Consider the following 18,451-nt stretch of genomic DNA (forward strand, 5'->3'; position numbering starts at 1 on the left):
AAATGAACAAAATATTTAAATAAAAACTCATAATACGAAGAGCAAAATTGTGATAAATGACAGAAATTAAAGAATAATTCTCTTACGTATTGACAAAAAAACGATTAAGAACTAAGATGATGTCATCAAGAAAACGTTTGCACAAACGTTTTCACGGAGAAAAAATAAAGAGACCAGTGCGCAAAAGGCGTGCGCAGAAATGAGGAATAAAATGCAGATAGGAAAAAACAACTATACCTGTTACCGATTCCAGACGATCGTTGTAGGCAGTGGGGCCGCAGGATTGAATGCGGCGGTTTCTCTGGTGAAGGAAGGTCAGACGGATATTGCGATTCTTACAGAAGGGCGCATGATGGGCACATCGAGAAATACCGGTTCTGATAAGCAGACATATTACAAACTGACTACCTGCGGCGAGGAAGCGGACAGTATCCGGAAAATGGCCCAGACATTATTTGACGGAAAAAGCATGGATGGGGATCTTGCATTGATCGAGGCGGCACTTTCTTTGAGAGGCTTTTATCATCTGGTTGACATCGGAGTACCTTTTCCGTGTAACGAATCCGGGGAATATGTGGGATATAAAACGGATCATGATCCCAATCAAAGGGGGACTTCCGCAGGACCGCTTACTTCAAAATATATGACAGAGGCATTGTGGAAGGAGGTAGAACGTTACCACATTCCGGTGTATGACGGATTCCAGGTCATAGAACTGTTGACGCAGGACACCGGTGCAGAGAAACGGGTTCGCGGGATTGTTGCTTTAAATGTGAAAGAGCAGGAACCGGATAAGGCATTTACCGTTTTCTCAGCGGACAATGTAATCTATGCTACAGGCGGTGAGGCAGGAATGTATGAAACATCAGTTTATCCTGTGAGTCAGACCGGCGGAATGGGAACTGCATTGCGAATCGGTGCAAAAGGGAAAAATCTTACGGAATCACAATATGGAATCGCTTCCATCAAGTTCCGCTGGAATCTGTCGGGAACATTTCAACAGGTGATTCCGAGATATCTTTCCACGAATGCGGATGGAACAGAGGAAAAGGAATTCCTGGAGGAGTATTTTGACAATCCGGCAGATCTTGTTCAGGCCATATTTTTAAAAGGCTATCAATGGCCCTTTGATCCGAGAAAAACATTGGAATATGGATCTTCTCTGATCGATCTGTTGGTATATCAGGAGACCGTATTAAAAGGGCGCAGAGTATTTCTGGATTATCGGAAAAATCCTTCCTGCATGGAAAAGAACGGAGTCTTCGACCAGAAGCTGCTTTCAGAAGAAGCATTACAGTATCTGAAAAATTCAGATGGATTATGGAACACACCGATTGAACGGTTGCAGCACATGAATCCGGATGCGATCAAATTGTATCAGACCCATGGGATCGACATTGGCAGGGAACTGTTAGAGATAGCTGTCTGCGCACAGCATAACAATGGCGGACTATCCGGTAATCAATGGTGGGAAAGTAATGTAAAGCATCTGTTCCCGGTAGGAGAGGTGAATGGAACCCACGGAGTCTACAGACCGGGCGGCAGTGCACTGAACTCCGGACAGGTAGGTAGTCTGAGGGCAGCACAATATATCGCACACAGATACACACAAGAGGCGATGGATGCGGAAACAATCGTTGAGGTTTGTGGGCAACAGATCAGGGAAGTTATAGATTACGGAAGGAGAGCCTGGAACAGACAAGAGAAGACAACAGATCTCCTACAGGAAAAGAAGAATCTGGGAATCCGGATGAGCAAAGCAGGAGCCAATATCCGTTCCAAAAGTGAAGTGCGGAAGGCATTGGCGGAAAACAGAGAACAGCAGAAGAGGATCAATGAGACCGGTGTAAAAAACATGGCAGAACTAAAGCAATTATACCGGATCAGAGATCTTCTGATCAGCCAGCAGGTGTATCTGGAGGCGATCCTGGATTACATTTTACAAGGTGGCGGAAGCCGGGGTTCCTATCTGATATATGCGAAGGAGGGGGAAAAACCGTTAGAGACACTTCCGGAAAATTTCCGTTTCCGGTCGGATGATGACGATAAGGCAGAAAGCATCCAGGAAATAGAATACACACCGGAAGGCTGTATCTGCACATGGAGGAGGATTCGCCCGATACCGCAACAGAACAACTGGTTTGAAAAGGTCTGGAGAGAGTTCAGAGAGGACAGCTATTACAGGAGGGAAAGCAAATGAGCAAATTTATGACAGCTATAGAAGCGGTAAAGCTTGTAAAAGACAACGATGTTATTGCTGTATCCGGCAACGGCGGCGGAATTATGGAGCCGAATGTCTTGTTTGAAGCATTGGAACAGCGGTTCCTTACGGAAGGGGAACCGAAAAATGTTACCCTGATGCATTCCGCGGGAATCGGAGATAAACAGAATGGCGGAATCAGCCGCTTTGCACACAAAGGAATGATCAAGAGAGTCATCGGAGGGCATTGGGGATGGTCTCCCAGGATGCAACAGATGGCGAACGATAACGAAATCGAAGCTTACAATCTTCCGCAGGGCGTGATCGCACTCCTTTACAGAGAAATTGCAGCCAAGCGAGTAGGAGTCATTACGCAGACCGGACTGAAAACATTTGTGGATCCGCGAGTAAGCGGTGGCAGGCTGAATGCAGTCACCAAAGAGAATCTGGTAGAGCTGATTACCATGGATGGACGGGAATGGCTGCGTTACAAGACCTTTGATCTCAATGTGGCACTGATTAGAGGAAGCGTCGGAGATGAGGACGGAAATATTTCGATGGAGTATGAACCTGCTTATCTGGAAACATTTGCAATCGCACAGGCAGTGCATAACTGCGGTGGTAAAGTAATCTGCCAGGTAAAGTACGCGGCAAGAGCAGGCAGTCTGGATCCGAAGCAGGTGAAGATTCCGGGAATTCTGGTAGATGCTGTAGTGGTTTGCCCTGAGCAGGTTCAGACGATAGAGGGTGAATTTAATCCGGGATTAAACGGTGATGTAAAAATTCCTTCGGACAGTCTGCAGCCGATGAAGCTGGATCAGAGAAAAGTGATAGCAAGAAGGGCTGCCATGGAATTAAAAAAAGGAAATGTGATCAACCTCGGATTCGGAATGCCGGATGGAGTTGCCAGAGTAGCCGCAGAGGAAGGAATCTCTGATTCTGTGAAAATGACAATTGAGCAGGGAATTGTCGGAGGAATTCCTGCCGGTGGAGCGATTTTTGGCGTGGCATACAATGCAGATGCCATGATCGACGGGCCTTCCCAGTTTGACTTTTACAGTGGACACGGTCTGGATATGACTTGCCTGGGACTGGCACAGGCCGATCGCCAAGGAAATGTAAATGTCAGCAAATTTGGCTCGACCATAGCCGGTGCAGGCGGTTTTATCGATATTTCGCAGACAGCAAAGAAATGTGTATTTTGCGGAACATTTACTGCCGGAGGACTGAAAACAAAGATCAGGGACGGTCGGATAAACATCTTGCAGGAAGGTGCACATAAAAAGTTTTTGAAGGACGTGGAGCACATTACATTTAGTGGTGAATACGCACGGGAAAACGGGCAGAGCGTTTTATATATTACAGAGCGTGCGGTTTTTGAAATGACACCGGAGGGACTGGTGCTAAAAGAAATCGCACCGGGAATTGACCTGGAAAAAGATATTCTGGCACAGATGGATTTTGTTCCGTTAATGCCTAAACCGCCTGTGCTCATGGATCACAGAATCTTTAACGAAGAGTGTATGGGACTTGAAAGAATCAAAGAAACACCATAAAAGGAGGAGATTTTCATGGAAGGAATCCGATTGGAGAAAAAAGAAAACTATGCGGTATTGTGGGTGGATAACCCGAAGACGCGAAATGCATTAAGCGTGCCGATAGTAGAGCACATGGATGTATTGGTGGATGAAGTGGCGGCAGACAAAAGAATCCATTGTCTTGTTATTATGGGCGGCGGAGAGAAATCCTTTATTGCCGGCGCTGATATTTCGGGATTGGTGGAGATGACACCGGAGGAGGCAGGATATTCGATCGAGGTCGGACATAAGCTTTTTTCCAAGATAGAGACCCTGGACATTCCGGTCGTTGCGGCGGTAAACGGTTACTGCTTAGGAGGTGGATTGGAGATTGCTATGAGCTGTGACATCCGCGTCTGCTCTGCAAATGCAAAATTCGGTCTCCCGGAGATCAATATCGGAATGATTCCCGGGTGGGGTGGAACGCTTCGTCTGCCGAGACTGATCGGAGAGAGCCGGGCTAAGAATATGATGCTTCGGGGTAAGATGATTACATCGAAAGAGGCTTTTGATTACGGACTTGTAGCAGAAGTATATGAAGACATTGCGGAACTTCGCGAAAAAGCAGAAGAACTTGCAAAAGAACTTGCTTCCAAAGCACCCGTTACGATGAAAATCGACAAGAGACTGATCTACGATGCGGCAAATAAGCAACCGACAGACATTGCACAGAGAGATGCACTTGCACTGGGCTTTGTCCACACGACGCATGATGCAAAAGAGGGGCTGACAGCTTTTTTGGAAAAGCGGGCACCAAAGTATGAAGGAAGGTAAAGAGAATGGTAAAGTTTAATATTTTTGAAGACATTGAAGGTGTTGAATTCCCGGCAGGACGCCGTGGAAGAGTGATGTATGGAGAAAATGGAAAAGTCAACGGAGAATATTTCTGTCAGGGCTATTCCGTGGTATATCCGGGCGGGGGAATCCCGGTTCACCAACATGAAACCGTAGAAACCTACACCATCCTGTCGGGAACGGGAGAAATGTATGTAGATGGAGAAAAGCAGCCACTGAAAGCAGGGGACAGTATTTATATTGACCATAATCAGTGCCATGGTCTGAAAAATACGGGAACAGACGACATGCATGTGATGTATGTCTATGCACCGAAGATGATCGTAGACCATTGGGCACAGGAACAGGCAGGGGAATTAAAGTAAATACCGTATGTTTATATTTTTGAACAATGAATAAGAAAAGGAGCAAAAAGAGAATGAAAAAGACAGCAATTGTAACAGGTGGAAATCGTGGTATCGGATTGGGAATTGCAAGACAGCTCGGGCTGGATGGATATAACATTGCAATTCTTTCTGTGGGAGCTAAGGAGGATTATGAGGAAAACTTTAAACAGCTCGAAGAGCTTGGAATCGATTATTATTATCAGCAGGGCAGTATCACTTCCAAAGAGGACAGAGAGCAATTCCTGGAGGCGGTTGTGAAAAAGTACGGAGACATTGATGTTCTTGTGAACAATGCCGGCGTGGCACCGAAGGTAAGACAGGATCTGTTGGAGATGACAGAAGAGAGCTTTGATTATGTTGTAGGAACGAATTTAAAGGGAACTATGTTCATGACACAGCTTGTCGTAAAGCAGATGCTGAAGCAGCCGGTAAAAGGAAAAAGAAGAGGCGTCATTGTCAATATCAGTTCCAGTTCTGTGACAGTATCTTCTACCAACAGAGGAGAATATTGCATGTCAAAAGCTGGGGTGGCAATGATGACAACGTTGTACGCTGATCGCCTGGCAGCAGAAGATATTCAGGTATATGAGATCCGTCCCGGTGTCATTGATACAGATATGACGAAGGTGGTTCATCAGAAATACAGTGATCTGATCGAACAGGGAGTCTTCCCGATCGCAAGATGGGGAACACCGGAGGACATTGCTGGAGCAGTAAGCGCATTTTGTACAGATAAATTTATCTATAGTACCGGAAACTATATTGACTTAGATGGGGGATTCCATATTAAAAAGCTGTAATTTGTACAGAAGCAGGAGGAGGTATTGCGATGAAAACACTTAAAAGGGTATGGCTTTTGGGCTTGTGTTTTATGATGGTCTGTATCATGACGGGATGTGGAAGTGCGGAAAACAGGAAGAAAATAATCCGTATTGCCAGCCCTAATTCTACGGAACATCCGGATCACACAGCACTGCTGGCTTTTAAAGACTATGTGGAAAGCAGACTTGGGGATAAGTATGAGGTAGAAATATACCCGAATGAAATTCTGGGATCGTCTCAGAGAGCGATTGAGTTAGTACAGACGGGAGCGGTGGAGTACGTTGTCTGCCTGAGCAGTGTATTGGAAACATTTGATGATACTTATCAAATATTCAGTTTGCCGTATGTATTTGACAGCATGGAAGGATTTAAGGCTGTGATGGGAAACGAAGACCTGATGGAGCCCATCTATGAATCCACGGAATCCGCCGGAATCCGCGCTGTGACCTATTATAACGCGGGGGTTCGCAATATTTATACATCGGACAAGCCGGTACAAACACCTGAAGACTTAAAAGGCCTTAAAATCCGGGTACAGCAGAGTGCGGCCAATGTCGAGATGATGAACCGGATGGGGGCGGCAGGCGTTCCTATGAGCTATGGAGAAATCTATACGGGAATGCAGCAGGGAGTGATCGACGGCGCTGAGAACAGTGAACTTGTTCTGATCAACATGAAACATGGTGAGGTGACAAAATACTACTCTTACACCAGACACCAGTATACGCCGGATATGCTGGTGGCAAATGCCAAATTTTTGGAAAACCTAAGCCCACAGGAACGAGAAATATTTGATGAGGCAGCACGCATCAGCACCGAAGTAGAACTGACGGAATGGGATAAACAGATCGCGGAAGCAAAAGAGAAGGCCGAAGAGATGGGAGTTACATTTTTGGAGGTGGATACCCAGCCTTTCCGGGAAAGAGTACAGCCTATGGTAGACAGAATCCTGGAGGAAAATCCGAAGCTGCAGGCTGTATATGACGAAATTCAGGAGATCCAAAGCAGCATGGAGGGAAAAGATGAATAAGTTAAAACAAATTATGGATAAGGTTCTGAGCGCAGTCTGTTGCATTTTATTTGCTGCAATGGTAGTGATCGCAGTCTGGCAGGTGGTATCCCGTTATGTGTTAGGCAATCCGAGTTCCATATCGGAGGAACTGCTGACCTATAGCTTTGCCTGGATGGCAATGCTTTCGGCAACACTGGTATTCGGACAGCGGGATCATATGCGCTTATCTTATTTTGCAGACAAGCTTGCACCCCGCAGGAAGCTGTGGCTGGATTTGCTGATTGAAGGTATCATCTTTGTATTTGCGGTATTGGTTCTGATTTACGGCGGAATATACATTTCATCGCTGGAAATGATACAGACGACGCCAACGCTCGGAGTTTCTATGGGTTACATCTATAGCATTATGCCGGTCAGCGGTGCACTTATTGCAGTCTATGCCGTGATACATATGGTAAATTTGTATAAGGAGATTCGTCGATCCGGAGTAGAGGAGGATAAAAAAATATGAGTATTGCACTGCTTTCGGGAATTATTATTACAGTTACACTCATTGTATTGCTTGTCATGGGGGTGCCGATCGCTGTGGCACTGGGAATCTCCTCTATCCTTGCGGTGCTTCCGACACTGGATTTTGGAGCAGCGGTGTTAACGGGAACACAGAGAATCTTTTCGGGAATATCTATTTTTACATTATTGGCAATTCCGTTTTTTATTCTGGCCGGCAATATTATGAACCGTGGAGGAATCGCCATTCGTCTGATCAATTTTGCAAGGATGCTGACAGGGCGTGTTCCGGGATCTCTGGCACATACCAACATTGTTGCCAATATGCTGTTCGGTGCGGTATCCGGATCGGGAATTGCAGCAGCTTCTGCAATGGGCTCTATCATAGGACCGGTCGAAAAAGAAGAAGGTTACGATGAACGTTTCTCGGCGGCAGCTAATATTGCCACTGCACCGACCGGACTGCTGATACCACCGAGCAATGCCCTGATTACCTATTCTCTGGTCAGTGGTGGTACCTCCGTCGCCGCATTATTCATGGGAGGATACATTCCCGGAATATTGTGGGGTATTTCCTGCATGATCGTTGCATTTTTGTATGCGAGAAAAAAGGGCTACAGGAATACCAATAAGCTGACAGGGAAAGAAATCCTGAAAATTACATGGCAGGCAGTGCCGAGTATTCTGCTGATCGTGATTGTGATCGGAGGAATTATCGGCGGTGTATTTACCGCAACAGAAGGATCGGCAATCGCTGTAGTATATAGTCTGATATTATCACTATGTATTTATCGGACGATTCATTTAAAAGATCTGAAAGAAATTTTGCTGGAAAGTGCCAAGATGACGGGTATTATTATTTTTTTGGTAGGCACTTCCAATATTATGGGATGGGTTATGGCATTTACAGGGCTGCCTTCTGTGATCTCAGCAGGGTTGATCAGTGTCAGCAATCATAAGGTTGTGATTTTGCTGTTTATCAATCTGTTACTGCTATTTGTCGGAACTTTTATGGATATTACTCCGGCGGTACTGATTTTTACCCCGATTCTGCTTCCGATTTGTCAGTCCTATGGAATGAGCTCTTTACAGTTCGGTATTATGGTTGTATTTAATCTTTGTATCGGAACCATTACCCCTCCGGTCGGCAGCATCCTGTTTGTCGGGGTAAAGGTTGCAAAGAAAAATATTGAAGAGGTGATTAAGCCACTATTGCCGTTTTACCTGGCCATTTTTACCGTTCTGTTGTTGGTTACCTTTATTCCTGCTCTTTCCACCTGGCTTCCCGGAATTGCCGGTTACTAAAGGGACAGCCTGTGAATGCGATTGACGGGAAACGATTGCATGGTATAATAGGATTAAAACCTGTTGTCAGCAAAAGAGGGCTTAGGACAGGGGGATTTGGTGAGGAAGCAGTATGAGTACAATTAGAGATGTGGCGAAGCTTGCAGGGGTATCTGTGAGTACAGTATCAAGGTCTTTATCGGGAAGAACCTTTGTGGAAGAGGAAACAAAACAAAGGGTTCTGGATGCTGTGCGGGAATTAAACTACAAACCCAATATCATAGCAAGGGGGCTTCGTGAGGGAAGATTTTGTACCATCGCATTGATTGTGCCGGATATCAACAGTCTTTTTTATCCGGCACTGATGAAAAATATTGAAAAAGAGGCTGTGGAAAAAGGATATTCCCTGATCCTGTGCAATACAAATGACAGCGCGGAAAAGGAAAAGCAGGCGATAGAAATGCTTTCCAGCCGTGGGGTAGCGGGAATCCTCTGTATGAGTGTGGAAGACGACATTCAGAATCTGCTTGCTTTTCAGGAGGAAACAGGGATTCCGGTCGTTTTGATCAATCGAAGCAGTCAGGGGAAGCTCGGGACGGTATCTGTGGATAATGAGCTCGGCGGCTACATGATGACAAAGCTTCTTTTGGAGAAAGGGCACAGGAAAATCGCCGGCATGTTCGGAAGCTTCGAAAAGAGCCGTTTCCGGGAGCGTTATAACGGATGCAAGCGTGCCATGGAAGAATACGGAATTGAGGACTATAAGCATTACTTCATATATGATGTGGATACGATAGACGAAGCCTGTCAGCGAACCATGGAAATTCTAAAGTGGGAAGACAGACCTACTGCTTTTTTTGCAACGATTGATATGATGACAATAGGGATTTACAGCGGAATCAGTCAATGTGATCTACAAATCCCGAATGATATTTCCGTGGTAGGCTTCGACGATATTTTTGTAACTAAGCATATGATTCCCCCGCTTACAACCTATCATGCGCCGATAGAGGAACTGGCAGGAAAAGCAGTGGAAATGCTGGTGAACCAGATTGAAAATAACGGTGTAGCTGATGAAATCATTGTGCCGGGGAATATCAAGGAACGACAGTCGGTTTCAACTTTATAAAGTGTAACAAAAGAATGCCTTACGGTTGTGCCGGAGGCATTCTTTTGTTATGCGGAACAGACAGTTTCTTGCGAGCTGTCTGTTACTGATATTTTGTCAGACATTTTGTCAGAGAAAGTTGCAAATGACAGAGAACATGGTTAGTGGTATAATAGGCGTAGATAAAAACAGTTCGGACAGGATGGTGTGGTTTTTATTTGCAATGATAAGGTTCAGCGTTTGGATACAAAAGAGAAAGGGGCTTATTATGGGAAAAACCAAAATTGGGAACATCAGACGTATGGTGGCATTGCTATTGGGCTGTGCATTACTGACAGGCTGCGGAAATACCGGAGAAGTGGACGATTATGCTACAAACATCGGATATGAGACAAGGGGGAGCAATGGGACTACGCAGGTAGTGCAGTCGGGAGGCATCAGCGTGCCCACACAGACTGCAGGGATTCCAAAGGAGGAGATCAAGGTAGGAGTACTGCATCTGTCGGATCCGGCGGAGGGCAGCGGCTACACTTATACTCATGATCTGGGTATTCAGGGTATGCAGCAGAATCTGGGATTATCAGATGATCAGATCGTACGTAAGATCAATGTCAACGACGGCGATGCCAAGGCGACCAGACAGGCCATTCAGGAATGTATCGACGATGGATGCAACATCATCTTCACCACCAGCTGGGGATATATGGAGACTACGGCAGAGATGGCGGAAGAATATCCGGATGTGTATTTTTCCCACGGCACGGGATATATGAGCAACGGCAAGAACTTTAACAATTATTTTGGAAGAATTTATCAGGCGAGATATTTGAGCGGCATCGTGGCGGGAATGAACACCACCTCCAACAAGATCGGCTATGTGGCAGCCATGGATTCCACCAACTCGGAGGTGACCGGCGGTATAGATGCCTTTGCACTGGGGATCTATTCGGTGAATCCGGACGCAAAGGTATACGTAAAGGTGACAAACAGCTGGTACGATCCGGAAGGGGAAAAAGCAGCAGCCCAGGCGCTTCTCGACATGGGGTGTGATGTGATCGCACAGCATTGTGATACCGTATATCCCCAGACACTGGCACAGGAAAAAGGTGTGTACAGTATCGGATATAACTCGGATATGAGTAAGGATGCTCCGCAGTCCTGCCTGTGCAGTGTGGTATGGAACTGGAGTGCTTACTATACGGCAGCAGTGCAGAGCGTCATTGACGGCAGTTGGGACGGCAGCAACTATTACGGCGGCATGAATGAAAATCTGGTGAGCATCACGGATCTGGCGGATTTCTGTGTGGAAGGAACGAAAGAGAAAGTAGAGGAAGCCAAGAAGCAGATTTTATCCGGAGAAAACGGGGTATTTGACGGTGTGATCGAGACCAATACGGGAGAGACCGTGGGCAAAGAAGGAACAACGCTGGATGATGCAACGATCACCGGAGGTATCAACTGGTATTTCAAGACCGTATCTGTGGTAGAATAGGGGGCATTTTCATGAGTATACAAAAAAAGATTCTGTCAATGACCATTGGACCGGTAGTATTGCTGGGACTGTTATCTATCTTTTTTATGCTGACGACGGTACGCAGTTCCATGATGGAGGAAATCGAAGAAGGACTGAAGGGAACGGCTGCGGCAACGCTGGCAGCGTATGACCAGAACACCGGTGACTATATGGAATCCAGTAATGGCGACATCTGGAAAGGCAGCTATAATATCTCCCGTTCTGAAAGTCTGGTGGACCGAATCAAAGACAATACCGGAATGGACGTAACATTTTTCTACGGAGACCGCAGAATCATGACCTCCGCACTGGATAGTAACGGGGATCGTATTCTGAATTCTCCGGCAGGAGAGCGGATCGTGGAGAAGGTATTACAGAACGGAGAAGAGTATTTCAGCAGTGCGGTCTCTCTGGACGGAGTTATGAATTACGGCTATTTCATGCCGGTCTATCAGAATGGCTCCGATGATGAGATTATTGGTATGGTATTTGTCGGTACCGATAAAGAAAACAAGGATGCGGTAGTAAACGGAATCATTTTCGGCATTGGTGCAGCAGTATGCGTGGCAATGATCCTGTGCATCGGCGTGGGGCTGAAGCTTGCGACATCTATCAGCCACAATATCAAGAAAAGTATCAGCATCATGGGTAAGGTCGCAGAGGGTGATCTGACCGTCTGGGTCGATGACAAGATGTTAAAGAGGAAGGACGAGATCGGAGATCTGTCGCGGGTTACGGTAAAGCTAAAGGATACCTTGAAGGGAATATTAAAGGGAATTTCCGAGAATTCTGCGAGTCTGCTGGAGGCTTCCAGGGCGCTGGGAAATGCAGCAGATACTACCAACGGTACCATGAATGAAGTACAGAATGCTGTAAGTCAGGTGGTGGCAAATTCTACGGAGCAGTCGAAGAATTCAGAGAGTACTTCCGAGAATATGCGGATCATGGGAGAACATATCACAGAGACATCCACAGAAGTGGATACGTTGAACCAGAATGCAGCTTCCATGCAGAAGTCCAGTAAGAAGACCGCAGATACGCTGGCACAGCTGTGCCATATCAATGAAGAAGTGGAGCGGATCATCGGAGAGGTCAAGGAGCAGACCGACCGCACCAACGTATCGATCCAGAAGATCAATACCGCCATGGAATTCATTACGTCCATTGCCGAGGAGACGAACCTGCTGAGCCTGAATGCCTCCATCGAAGCGGCTAGAGCCGGAGAGAGCGGAAGAGGATTCGCAGTCGTAGCGGACCAGATCAAAAAGCTGGCAGAGCAGTCTAACCAGTCCGGTCACGAGATTGAAGAGACCACGAAAGCATTGATGGAAGATTCCGCCCGGGAAATGGAGATCATGCAGCGGATGCAGGAGATCATCACCGAGCAAAGTGGAAGCATGCAGGAGACCAGAGCCAATGTCTCAGAGGTATTGAAGGAGATTGAAGATTCCATGCAGAGTATCCTGCAGATCAGAGAGAGTACCGGCAGACTGGCTGAGTCCCGTGGAGAAGTCATGGAGGCTGTGGAGCAGCTTTCGCAGATTGCGCATGACAATGTAGATAGTACGCAGCAGACCTATACCGAGACACAGGAGGTTCTGGATACTTTCCGACAGGTCTATGACAGTGCGGAGCAGCTGAAGAAGATTGCGGATGAGCTGGCCGAGAGCATGCAGTATTTCAAGATTCTATAGTTGATTTTGCGTAAAATAAAACCAGAGACAGCTTTCGGATGTTTAGATTCGTAAGACTGTTCCTGGTTTTTTTACCACGCTGCTGTTGAAACTTTCGTTGCGCGATCCTTGTTGTTTGGCAGATGGTTTATTCTTCAGATTCTTCCACGTCCCTGTTTCCGGCAGCCCGCACGGCAATGCCGTTGACTTCGATATTGCCATCCAGCTCGATGACGAGACACTGTCTGCCGTCGATCAGCTTCGTATTGATGAGATCCGTGCGCTCAGGATTGACCTTAATAACCACATCTGGCGTCTTTACCTCAAAGCTGCGGGGATTGTAGACATTGGTCATCATGAGGGAAGTAGATTCACCGGCAGTGGCATCGAAACACTGGTCGAAGACCTCCATGCGGTCATTGGCTACACCGCTGCTGGCAAAAATGGTCTTTACTTCATTTTTATCCAATACCACAGGTTCGGGATCTTCTTTATGTTCCTGGGCAATCTCATTCATTTTCTCGTGGATATTTTTCACCGTCTCGATATCACAGGTATCGCCTAACGTCTCCTCCACCAGAGACTGGAAGGTTTCCTTTTGACCGCCTGCGGACAGAGGAAGAGGACAGCCTAACATCAGATCCACGAAGTTCTCCTTTAATTCCTCGGCATCCTTGGAATAGTACAGAGTGCTGTGCAGATCGGTGCTCCGGTCATTGAAAGCCGGGAACAGGAAAGCAGCGTCCGGCATACCTACCACCCAGTCGCGAATACGGTTCTGGAAGGTGTTTTCCACTGCGTTGTAGCTTAGTCCCGGCTTGGACAGATCCACAGGACAGATGCAGGTAAGGATATAGTCATAGACTTCATCGGAAGCATCCTCCATCTCGATACCGTCTCTGGTGCGTCCCGGCACATCGTAGGCATCGTGGATCAGCAGGATCAGATAATTGCCCACATATTCATAAGATTCGATGATACGGTCGTAGAACTGCTCAAGCAATGCATCGTCCTTCAGACGGCTGTCTCTGAGACGCAGGAGAAATTCCTGCGTGCCGCCCTCCGTTTCACTCTTTAACGGGAATTCCAGATTCAGCAGATTTTTGCCGATGGTGCCGGACAGACTCTTCCGCAGAATCTCGAAATACTTGAACATTTCCTCCTCCGGCAGTGCCAGAAACGCCTGCTTTAATTCCGTCTTTTTATTCTTCTCTCCATCCACGTAGCATCCGCAGATTCTTGTGATGGAGCAGTTTTTCGGGGTGAACAGCTTTTTAATCTCGCTGATTTCCTGTTTTGTCATGAGAGTACCTTCTTTCGATTTGATGATATCAGTATAGTATAAAAAACGTGGTAGGACAAGTGTTGCTATTTATAAGCAGGTTATTGAAAGCGGCGAGGTTTGACCTCATTATCCCGCAGCTTGCCGAGGGTGCGGGCGCAACCGAGGAACTGAAAGCCGCAGACCCCATGCAATGGGTGGGGCTGATGAACACCTGCAAGGCGCAAGCGGAGGAAATCGTCAAGTTTGAGCTTATCTATGTATGAGCGTCAAGAGCCGGAAAAATCCCATTTTTCACGATAGAAACGCTCTGGACGAGGAATGTATCGCCGGAGCGTTTTCTATTGGAAAATCGCCGTTTTTCCCAAGCCAAGAGCCGGGAAAAACACCCGAAAAATGCCCCTATTGAGTAACAGGGGCGCAGAAAGGAGAGTTTATGAGAACAGGGCTGACAAAGCAGGAAAAAACCACCGATATTTGGTTTGACGAGAAAGACCCGTTAATCCATATCCGCACCCACAACACCGATTTGAAAAAGCGGCTTGCCGCCTACGTCGGACAGCACCCCGGCGAGTGCCGCCAGACCGACACAGACCTGGAAACGGGCTGCATGGAGTTTGAGATTGCAAAGGGACGCTTCTCTTTCCGTCTGACCGCCCCATACAGTGAGAAACGGCGCAAAGCCGCCAGCAAAGCGGCGAAAGCACATTCAAACAACCTACTACGCCCCATTCCAAAAGTATGATATAATTTTTTTGAAAAATTTTTGGATTTGATGTAGTATTCGCCGCTGAAACCGTAGTATATAGGTGAAGCCGGAAAGGAGGCGGTGTGATGATAGAAGATGAAAAAATCATTGAGTTGTTTTTTGCGCGTTCAGAGCAAGGCATACGGGAACTGGATATAAAATACGGTAAAGTCTGCCACAAGCTATCGAACAATATCGTGAACAACAGGCAGGACGCGGAGGAATGTGTTAATGACGCTTATTTAGGGGCTTGGAACGCAATTCCCCCAGCGCGCCCCAATCCGCTGCTGACTTATATCTGTAAAATCGTTCGGAACATTTCATTGAAGATTTATTACAGAAAGGAAGCAGCAAAACGAAGCAGCCACTACACGATTGCTATGGAGGAAATCGAAGCCTGTATCGCAGACCCCAAAACCGTAGAAGCCGAGATCGAAGCCAGAGAGTTAGCCCGTATTATTGCAAGTTTTTTGGACACGCTGACCCTCGAAAACCGCGTTATTTTCATGCGCCGCTACTGGTTTTCCGACAGCTACAAGGACATAGCCGAGTTTGTAGGGCTTTCGGAGAAAAACATCTCCGTCCGGCTGACCCGTATCCGTCAGAAAATGAAAGACTATTTAATCGAAAGAGAGGTATTCGTATGAACTCAAAGAAGTTTTCCGAAGCCATGAGCGAGCTTGATAGCAAGTATGTTGATGAAGCCCTCAACTACAAGAAGAACGCAAAGAAGCCCGTTTGGGCTAAATGGGGGGCAATCGCGGCTTGCTTTGTAATGGTCGCTGTTCTGGGCGTGGGCGTATTTCAAAGTGGATTGTTCGGGAACAAAACTGACATTGCCACTTTGGACAACGGAAATGAAATCATCTTTGTAAAATCGGAAACTGCTGGCTCAAGCATTGACATTGACGGGACTATAACAACAAGGCAACTTACGGAAACGGAAGCTGCATCTCTTTTTCCAAACTTGACCGTTACAGCTCATGCAGTTTTTCGTGTTGAGGATACTGTTTCCGACAGCAACAAAGAATTGATTGGTTTTGAGGGAAAAATCGAAAATGCCAAAGTGGTAATATCTACAACGGATATAGCACTACTTGATACGAAGATTGTAGGAAGTGAAGAAAGTAGCGAAGTAAATGGCACAAGCGTGACGGCAGGATATTTTGTAACAGACCGGAACAGCGTGGGAGAACAGAATGTAATTTACTATGCGACCTTTAAGTTGGGAGATAGCACCGTATATGTTGAAAATGCGGGTGCAAAAACTGAAAGCGAAAGTGTGAAAAACGATTTGGCTACCATTATCCAAGAGCTGATAAATAATGGTGCGCTTGACCTAAGTTCTTTCAACGGATAACCCCATGAAAATTTAATACTACCATCAGGACAGCCGAGCAAATCGACTGTCCTTTTTCTATGCCTATGAGCAGAAAGGAGCGACCAAACATGACAAAGCCAAGAGAGAAAAACCGCGAAGAACTGCAAGCCGAGATTGAGGACGGAAAGAAGAAAATCCGGCAGTTTGAGAACCGGGAAAAGATGTTGCGTCAGAAGTTATTCAAAGAGGAACGCAGAACGCGCAGCCACCGCCTTATCGTCCGGGGCGCGGTCTTTGAGAGCATTGTGCCGGAAGCAAAGGACATGACCGATGAGGAAGCCGCCGCGCTTCTCCGGCTTGCCTTGACGAGCGAGCCAGTGCGGGAGTATCTGAAAAAACGAGCCGAGGACGGGGAAAGCGAATAATCCCTTTGGAACAAAGGGCACACTTATACACCCTTACGGGCGTGTGCGCTCTGCCGAGGGTTTTATCTCCGCACAGGGAATTTTCCCCACGCTCCGATATGGCGGCTTTGCCGCGAACAGGGGACGCTACACTTCCCCTGCGACAGCTTGCGCTGTCTACCCTTTTGTGTACTTGCGGAAAGCGAACACCTTGCTTTGCAAGCTATTCGCTTTCCACAAGTTTTGTAATCGCTCTAACGGAGGTGATACCCATAGCGATTTATCATTGTAACATCAGCATTGTGAGCCGGGGGAAAGGCAAGCCAGCCGTAGCCGCAGCCGCCTACCGAAGCGGCGAAAAGCTCACAAACGAGTGGGACGGAATAACCCATGACTACACCCGCAAGGGCGGCGTCGTCCATACGGAAATCATGCTGCCGCCTCATGCCCCGTCCTCTTTCTCTGACCGTTCTACCTTGTGGAACAGCGTGGAGCTTTACGAGAAAGCCGGGAACGCGCAGCTTGTCAGATAGATTGACGCAGCACTCCCCATAGAATTATCCAGAGAGGAACAGATACGGCTTGTCCGGGAATACTGTTCCTCTCAATTTGTTTCCAGAGGAATGTGCCTTGATTTTGCCATTCACGACACCGACAAAGGCAATCCTCACTGTCATATCATGCTTACCATGCGACCACTGGACGAGCGCGGCGCGTGGGCGGCGAAGTCCAAAAAGGAATATGACCTTGACGAGAAAGACGAGCGTATCCGCTTACCGAGCGGCAGATATAAGACGCATAAGGTTGACCTTACAGGCTGGAATGATAAGGACAACGCCCTTGTCTGGCGCAAGGCGTGGGCTGACATTTCCAACGAGTTTTTGGAACGCGCCGGAAGCCCGAAGCGTATCGACCACCGCAGTAACGCCGAGAGAGGCATTGACGAGATACCCACCGTCCACATAGGAGTAGCCGCCTGTCAAATGGAGAAGAAAGGCATAGTTACCGAGAAAGGCGAGCTTAACCGCAATATCCAGAAAGCAAACCGCATGATTAAGGAAATCCGGGCGCAGATCGGCAAACTCAAAGAATGGATTGCCGGATTGCTTACGGAGAGGGACGCAGCCCCGGAGAAGCCGCCCACCATAACGCCGTATTCGTCGGCAGAGATGAAAGCGGCATACCGAGATACGCCCACCAGCGCGACACAGCCGGGAACTTCCGGCTTGATGTGAAAGGCAGCGACAAAGCCTTTAACTTCTGCTACCGGGGCGCGGGCGAGCGGTTATTTGTCTTTGAAGCCCCGATTGACCTGTTATCTTTCCTCTGCCTGTTCAAAAAGGGCTGGCAGAAGCAGAGCTATTTATCGTTAGGCGGTGTAGGCGAGAAAGCCCTCTTACGTTTCCTCTCTGACCGTCCAGACATTCAGACCGTCTATCTCTGCCTTGACAGCGACCAAGCCGGAAACGACGCTTGCAGCCGCCTTGTGGGGCTTATGCCGGAGGACTAGACCGTCCACCGCCTTATCCCTCTTTTCAAGGACTGGAACGAGGTACAGACGCGCCGGAGAGAAATCACAGACGGGAAGTATCTCCGCGAAGCGGTCTATGGATTGAAAGAGCCGCCGCAGGAAGAAACAGTTGAGATTATCCGCATGAGCGAGGTTGATACACAGACCGTCGAATGGCTCTGGGAGCCGTATATCCCCTTTGGGAAAGTGACGATTGTACAAGGCAACCCTGGCGAGGGAAAGACCACCTTTGCCCTACGCCTTGCCGCCGCCTGCACCACCGGGGGAACGCTGCCGGGAATGAAGCCC

18 protein-coding genes and 2 pseudogenes are annotated in these 18,451 nt (G+C 47.4%); 19 read left to right on the plus strand and 1 reads right to left on the minus strand.

The features are described from left to right. The first annotated feature begins 217 nt into the window (after nucleotides 1-217). From ACTRDR_RS11395 to ACTRDR_RS11445, 11 genes are all read left to right on the plus strand, one after another. The gene (locus ACTRDR_RS11395) at nucleotides 218-2,200 is read left to right on the plus strand and encodes an FAD-binding protein (protein ID WP_440527641.1); all 1,983 of its coding nucleotides are present in this window, start codon (nucleotides 218-220) and stop codon (nucleotides 2,198-2,200) included. After that, a complete protein-coding gene (locus ACTRDR_RS11400) occupies nucleotides 2,197-3,756 on the plus strand; it encodes an acyl CoA:acetate/3-ketoacid CoA transferase (protein ID WP_440527611.1) in 1,560 nt (519 codons plus the stop codon). Before ACTRDR_RS11395 ends, ACTRDR_RS11400 begins: the two co-directional genes overlap by 4 nt. A 15-nt stretch (nucleotides 3,757-3,771) precedes the next feature. Beyond that, nucleotides 3,772-4,551 (plus strand): enoyl-CoA hydratase/isomerase family protein, encoded by a 780-nt coding sequence (locus ACTRDR_RS11405; protein WP_440527613.1) that lies wholly within the window; start codon nucleotides 3,772-3,774, stop codon nucleotides 4,549-4,551. A gap of 5 nt (nucleotides 4,552-4,556) precedes the next feature. Continuing rightward, entirely contained in the window at nucleotides 4,557-4,937 is a 381-nt protein-coding gene (locus tag ACTRDR_RS11410) for a cupin domain-containing protein (protein WP_440527615.1), read from the plus strand. A gap of 53 nt (nucleotides 4,938-4,990) precedes the next feature. Further along, entirely contained in the window at nucleotides 4,991-5,758 is a 768-nt protein-coding gene (locus ACTRDR_RS11415) for a 3-ketoacyl-ACP reductase (RefSeq protein WP_440527617.1), read from the plus strand. Between the two features lie 29 nt (nucleotides 5,759-5,787). Next, nucleotides 5,788-6,810: a TRAP transporter substrate-binding protein gene (locus ACTRDR_RS11420; protein ID WP_440527619.1), complete on the plus strand. Its 1,023-nt coding sequence runs from the start codon at nucleotides 5,788-5,790 to the stop codon at nucleotides 6,808-6,810. Then, the gene (locus tag ACTRDR_RS11425; protein WP_440527621.1) at nucleotides 6,803-7,303 is read left to right on the plus strand and encodes a TRAP transporter small permease; all 501 of its coding nucleotides are present in this window, start codon (nucleotides 6,803-6,805) and stop codon (nucleotides 7,301-7,303) included. The genes ACTRDR_RS11420 and ACTRDR_RS11425 overlap by 8 nt, the downstream gene beginning before the upstream one ends. Further along, a complete protein-coding gene (locus ACTRDR_RS11430) occupies nucleotides 7,300-8,604 on the plus strand; it encodes a TRAP transporter large permease (protein WP_440527623.1) in 1,305 nt (434 codons plus the stop codon). Before ACTRDR_RS11425 ends, ACTRDR_RS11430 begins: the two co-directional genes overlap by 4 nt. 112 nt (nucleotides 8,605-8,716) lie before the next feature. Continuing rightward, entirely contained in the window at nucleotides 8,717-9,712 is a 996-nt protein-coding gene (locus ACTRDR_RS11435; protein WP_440527625.1) for a LacI family DNA-binding transcriptional regulator, read from the plus strand. Nucleotides 9,713-9,959: 247 nt separating this feature from the next. Further along, the gene (locus tag ACTRDR_RS11440) at nucleotides 9,960-11,183 is read left to right on the plus strand and encodes a BMP family ABC transporter substrate-binding protein (protein WP_440527627.1); all 1,224 of its coding nucleotides are present in this window, start codon (nucleotides 9,960-9,962) and stop codon (nucleotides 11,181-11,183) included. A gap of 11 nt (nucleotides 11,184-11,194) precedes the next feature. Then, nucleotides 11,195-12,898, plus strand: coding sequence for a methyl-accepting chemotaxis protein (locus ACTRDR_RS11445; RefSeq protein ID WP_176863481.1), 1,704 nt, complete (start codon nucleotides 11,195-11,197; stop codon nucleotides 12,896-12,898). Nucleotides 12,899-13,025: 127 nt separating this feature from the next. On the opposite strand, the gene ACTRDR_RS11450 is transcribed toward ACTRDR_RS11445, so the two are convergent. Then, nucleotides 13,026-14,180, minus strand: a complete 1,155-nt coding sequence (locus ACTRDR_RS11450; protein ID WP_440527629.1) for a DUF4317 domain-containing protein — start codon at nucleotides 14,178-14,180, stop codon at nucleotides 13,026-13,028. A 95-nt stretch (nucleotides 14,181-14,275) separates the two neighbouring features. Between ACTRDR_RS11450 and ACTRDR_RS11455 the strand changes: the two are divergent. The 8 genes and pseudogenes from ACTRDR_RS11455 to ACTRDR_RS11490 form a co-directional block, all read left to right on the plus strand. Then, nucleotides 14,276-14,425 (plus strand): annotated as a pseudogene (locus ACTRDR_RS11455) (TnpV protein); the annotation flags it as partial. A gap of 170 nt (nucleotides 14,426-14,595) precedes the next feature. Beyond that, complete coding sequence (locus tag ACTRDR_RS11460) at nucleotides 14,596-14,904, plus strand: hypothetical protein (protein ID WP_440527631.1); 309 nt, start codon at nucleotides 14,596-14,598, stop codon at nucleotides 14,902-14,904. A gap of 89 nt (nucleotides 14,905-14,993) precedes the next feature. Continuing rightward, nucleotides 14,994-15,554: an RNA polymerase sigma factor gene (locus ACTRDR_RS11465; RefSeq protein WP_440527633.1), complete on the plus strand. Its 561-nt coding sequence runs from the start codon at nucleotides 14,994-14,996 to the stop codon at nucleotides 15,552-15,554. Continuing rightward, a complete protein-coding gene (locus tag ACTRDR_RS11470) occupies nucleotides 15,551-16,267 on the plus strand; it encodes a hypothetical protein (protein ID WP_440527635.1) in 717 nt (238 codons plus the stop codon). Before ACTRDR_RS11465 ends, ACTRDR_RS11470 begins: the two co-directional genes overlap by 4 nt. Nucleotides 16,268-16,356: 89 nt before the next feature. After that, nucleotides 16,357-16,653, plus strand: a complete 297-nt coding sequence (locus ACTRDR_RS11475) for a DUF3847 domain-containing protein (protein WP_440527637.1) — start codon at nucleotides 16,357-16,359, stop codon at nucleotides 16,651-16,653. 98 nt (nucleotides 16,654-16,751) lie between these two features. Then, nucleotides 16,752-17,867 (plus strand): annotated as a pseudogene (gene mobQ / locus ACTRDR_RS11480) (MobQ family relaxase). Further along, nucleotides 17,813-18,142: a toprim domain-containing protein gene (locus ACTRDR_RS11485; RefSeq protein ID WP_440527643.1), complete on the plus strand. Its 330-nt coding sequence runs from the start codon at nucleotides 17,813-17,815 to the stop codon at nucleotides 18,140-18,142. Before mobQ ends, ACTRDR_RS11485 begins: the two are co-directional and overlap by 55 nt. A 102-nt stretch (nucleotides 18,143-18,244) precedes the next feature. Next, nucleotides 18,245-18,451 (plus strand): AAA family ATPase (locus ACTRDR_RS11490; protein ID WP_440527639.1); only part of this gene is annotated, 207 nt, incomplete at its 3' end.

Source organism: Simiaoa sp. (assembly GCF_051972595.1).
Taxonomy (GTDB): Bacteria; Bacillota; Clostridia; order Lachnospirales; family Lachnospiraceae; genus Acetatifactor; species Acetatifactor hominis.

What these genes read in the sequence shown, in the direction of transcription:
- ACTRDR_RS11400 (WP_440527611.1), top strand. Translation starts at nt 2,197, where the DNA reads ATGAGCAAATTTATGACAGCTATAGAAGCGGTAAAGCTTGTAAAAGAC.
- ACTRDR_RS11405 (WP_440527613.1), top strand. Translation starts at nt 3,772, where the DNA reads ATGGAAGGAATCCGATTGGAGAAAAAAGAAAACTATGCGGTATTGTGG.
- ACTRDR_RS11410 (WP_440527615.1), top strand. Translation starts at nt 4,557, where the DNA reads ATGGTAAAGTTTAATATTTTTGAAGACATTGAAGGTGTTGAATTCCCG.
- ACTRDR_RS11415 (WP_440527617.1), top strand. Translation starts at nt 4,991, where the DNA reads ATGAAAAAGACAGCAATTGTAACAGGTGGAAATCGTGGTATCGGATTG.
- ACTRDR_RS11420 (WP_440527619.1), top strand. Translation starts at nt 5,788, where the DNA reads ATGAAAACACTTAAAAGGGTATGGCTTTTGGGCTTGTGTTTTATGATG.
- ACTRDR_RS11425 (WP_440527621.1), top strand. Translation starts at nt 6,803, where the DNA reads ATGAATAAGTTAAAACAAATTATGGATAAGGTTCTGAGCGCAGTCTGT.
- ACTRDR_RS11430 (WP_440527623.1), top strand. Translation starts at nt 7,300, where the DNA reads ATGAGTATTGCACTGCTTTCGGGAATTATTATTACAGTTACACTCATT.
- ACTRDR_RS11435 (WP_440527625.1), top strand. Translation starts at nt 8,717, where the DNA reads ATGAGTACAATTAGAGATGTGGCGAAGCTTGCAGGGGTATCTGTGAGT.
- ACTRDR_RS11440 (WP_440527627.1), top strand. Translation starts at nt 9,960, where the DNA reads ATGGGAAAAACCAAAATTGGGAACATCAGACGTATGGTGGCATTGCTA.
- ACTRDR_RS11445 (WP_176863481.1), top strand. Translation starts at nt 11,195, where the DNA reads ATGAGTATACAAAAAAAGATTCTGTCAATGACCATTGGACCGGTAGTA.
- ACTRDR_RS11450 (WP_440527629.1), bottom strand. Translation starts at nt 14,180, where the DNA reads ATGACAAAACAGGAAATCAGCGAGATTAAAAAGCTGTTCACCCCGAAA.
- ACTRDR_RS11460 (WP_440527631.1), top strand. Translation starts at nt 14,596, where the DNA reads ATGAGAACAGGGCTGACAAAGCAGGAAAAAACCACCGATATTTGGTTT.
- ACTRDR_RS11465 (WP_440527633.1), top strand. Translation starts at nt 14,994, where the DNA reads ATGATAGAAGATGAAAAAATCATTGAGTTGTTTTTTGCGCGTTCAGAG.
- ACTRDR_RS11470 (WP_440527635.1), top strand. Translation starts at nt 15,551, where the DNA reads ATGAACTCAAAGAAGTTTTCCGAAGCCATGAGCGAGCTTGATAGCAAG.
- ACTRDR_RS11475 (WP_440527637.1), top strand. Translation starts at nt 16,357, where the DNA reads ATGACAAAGCCAAGAGAGAAAAACCGCGAAGAACTGCAAGCCGAGATT.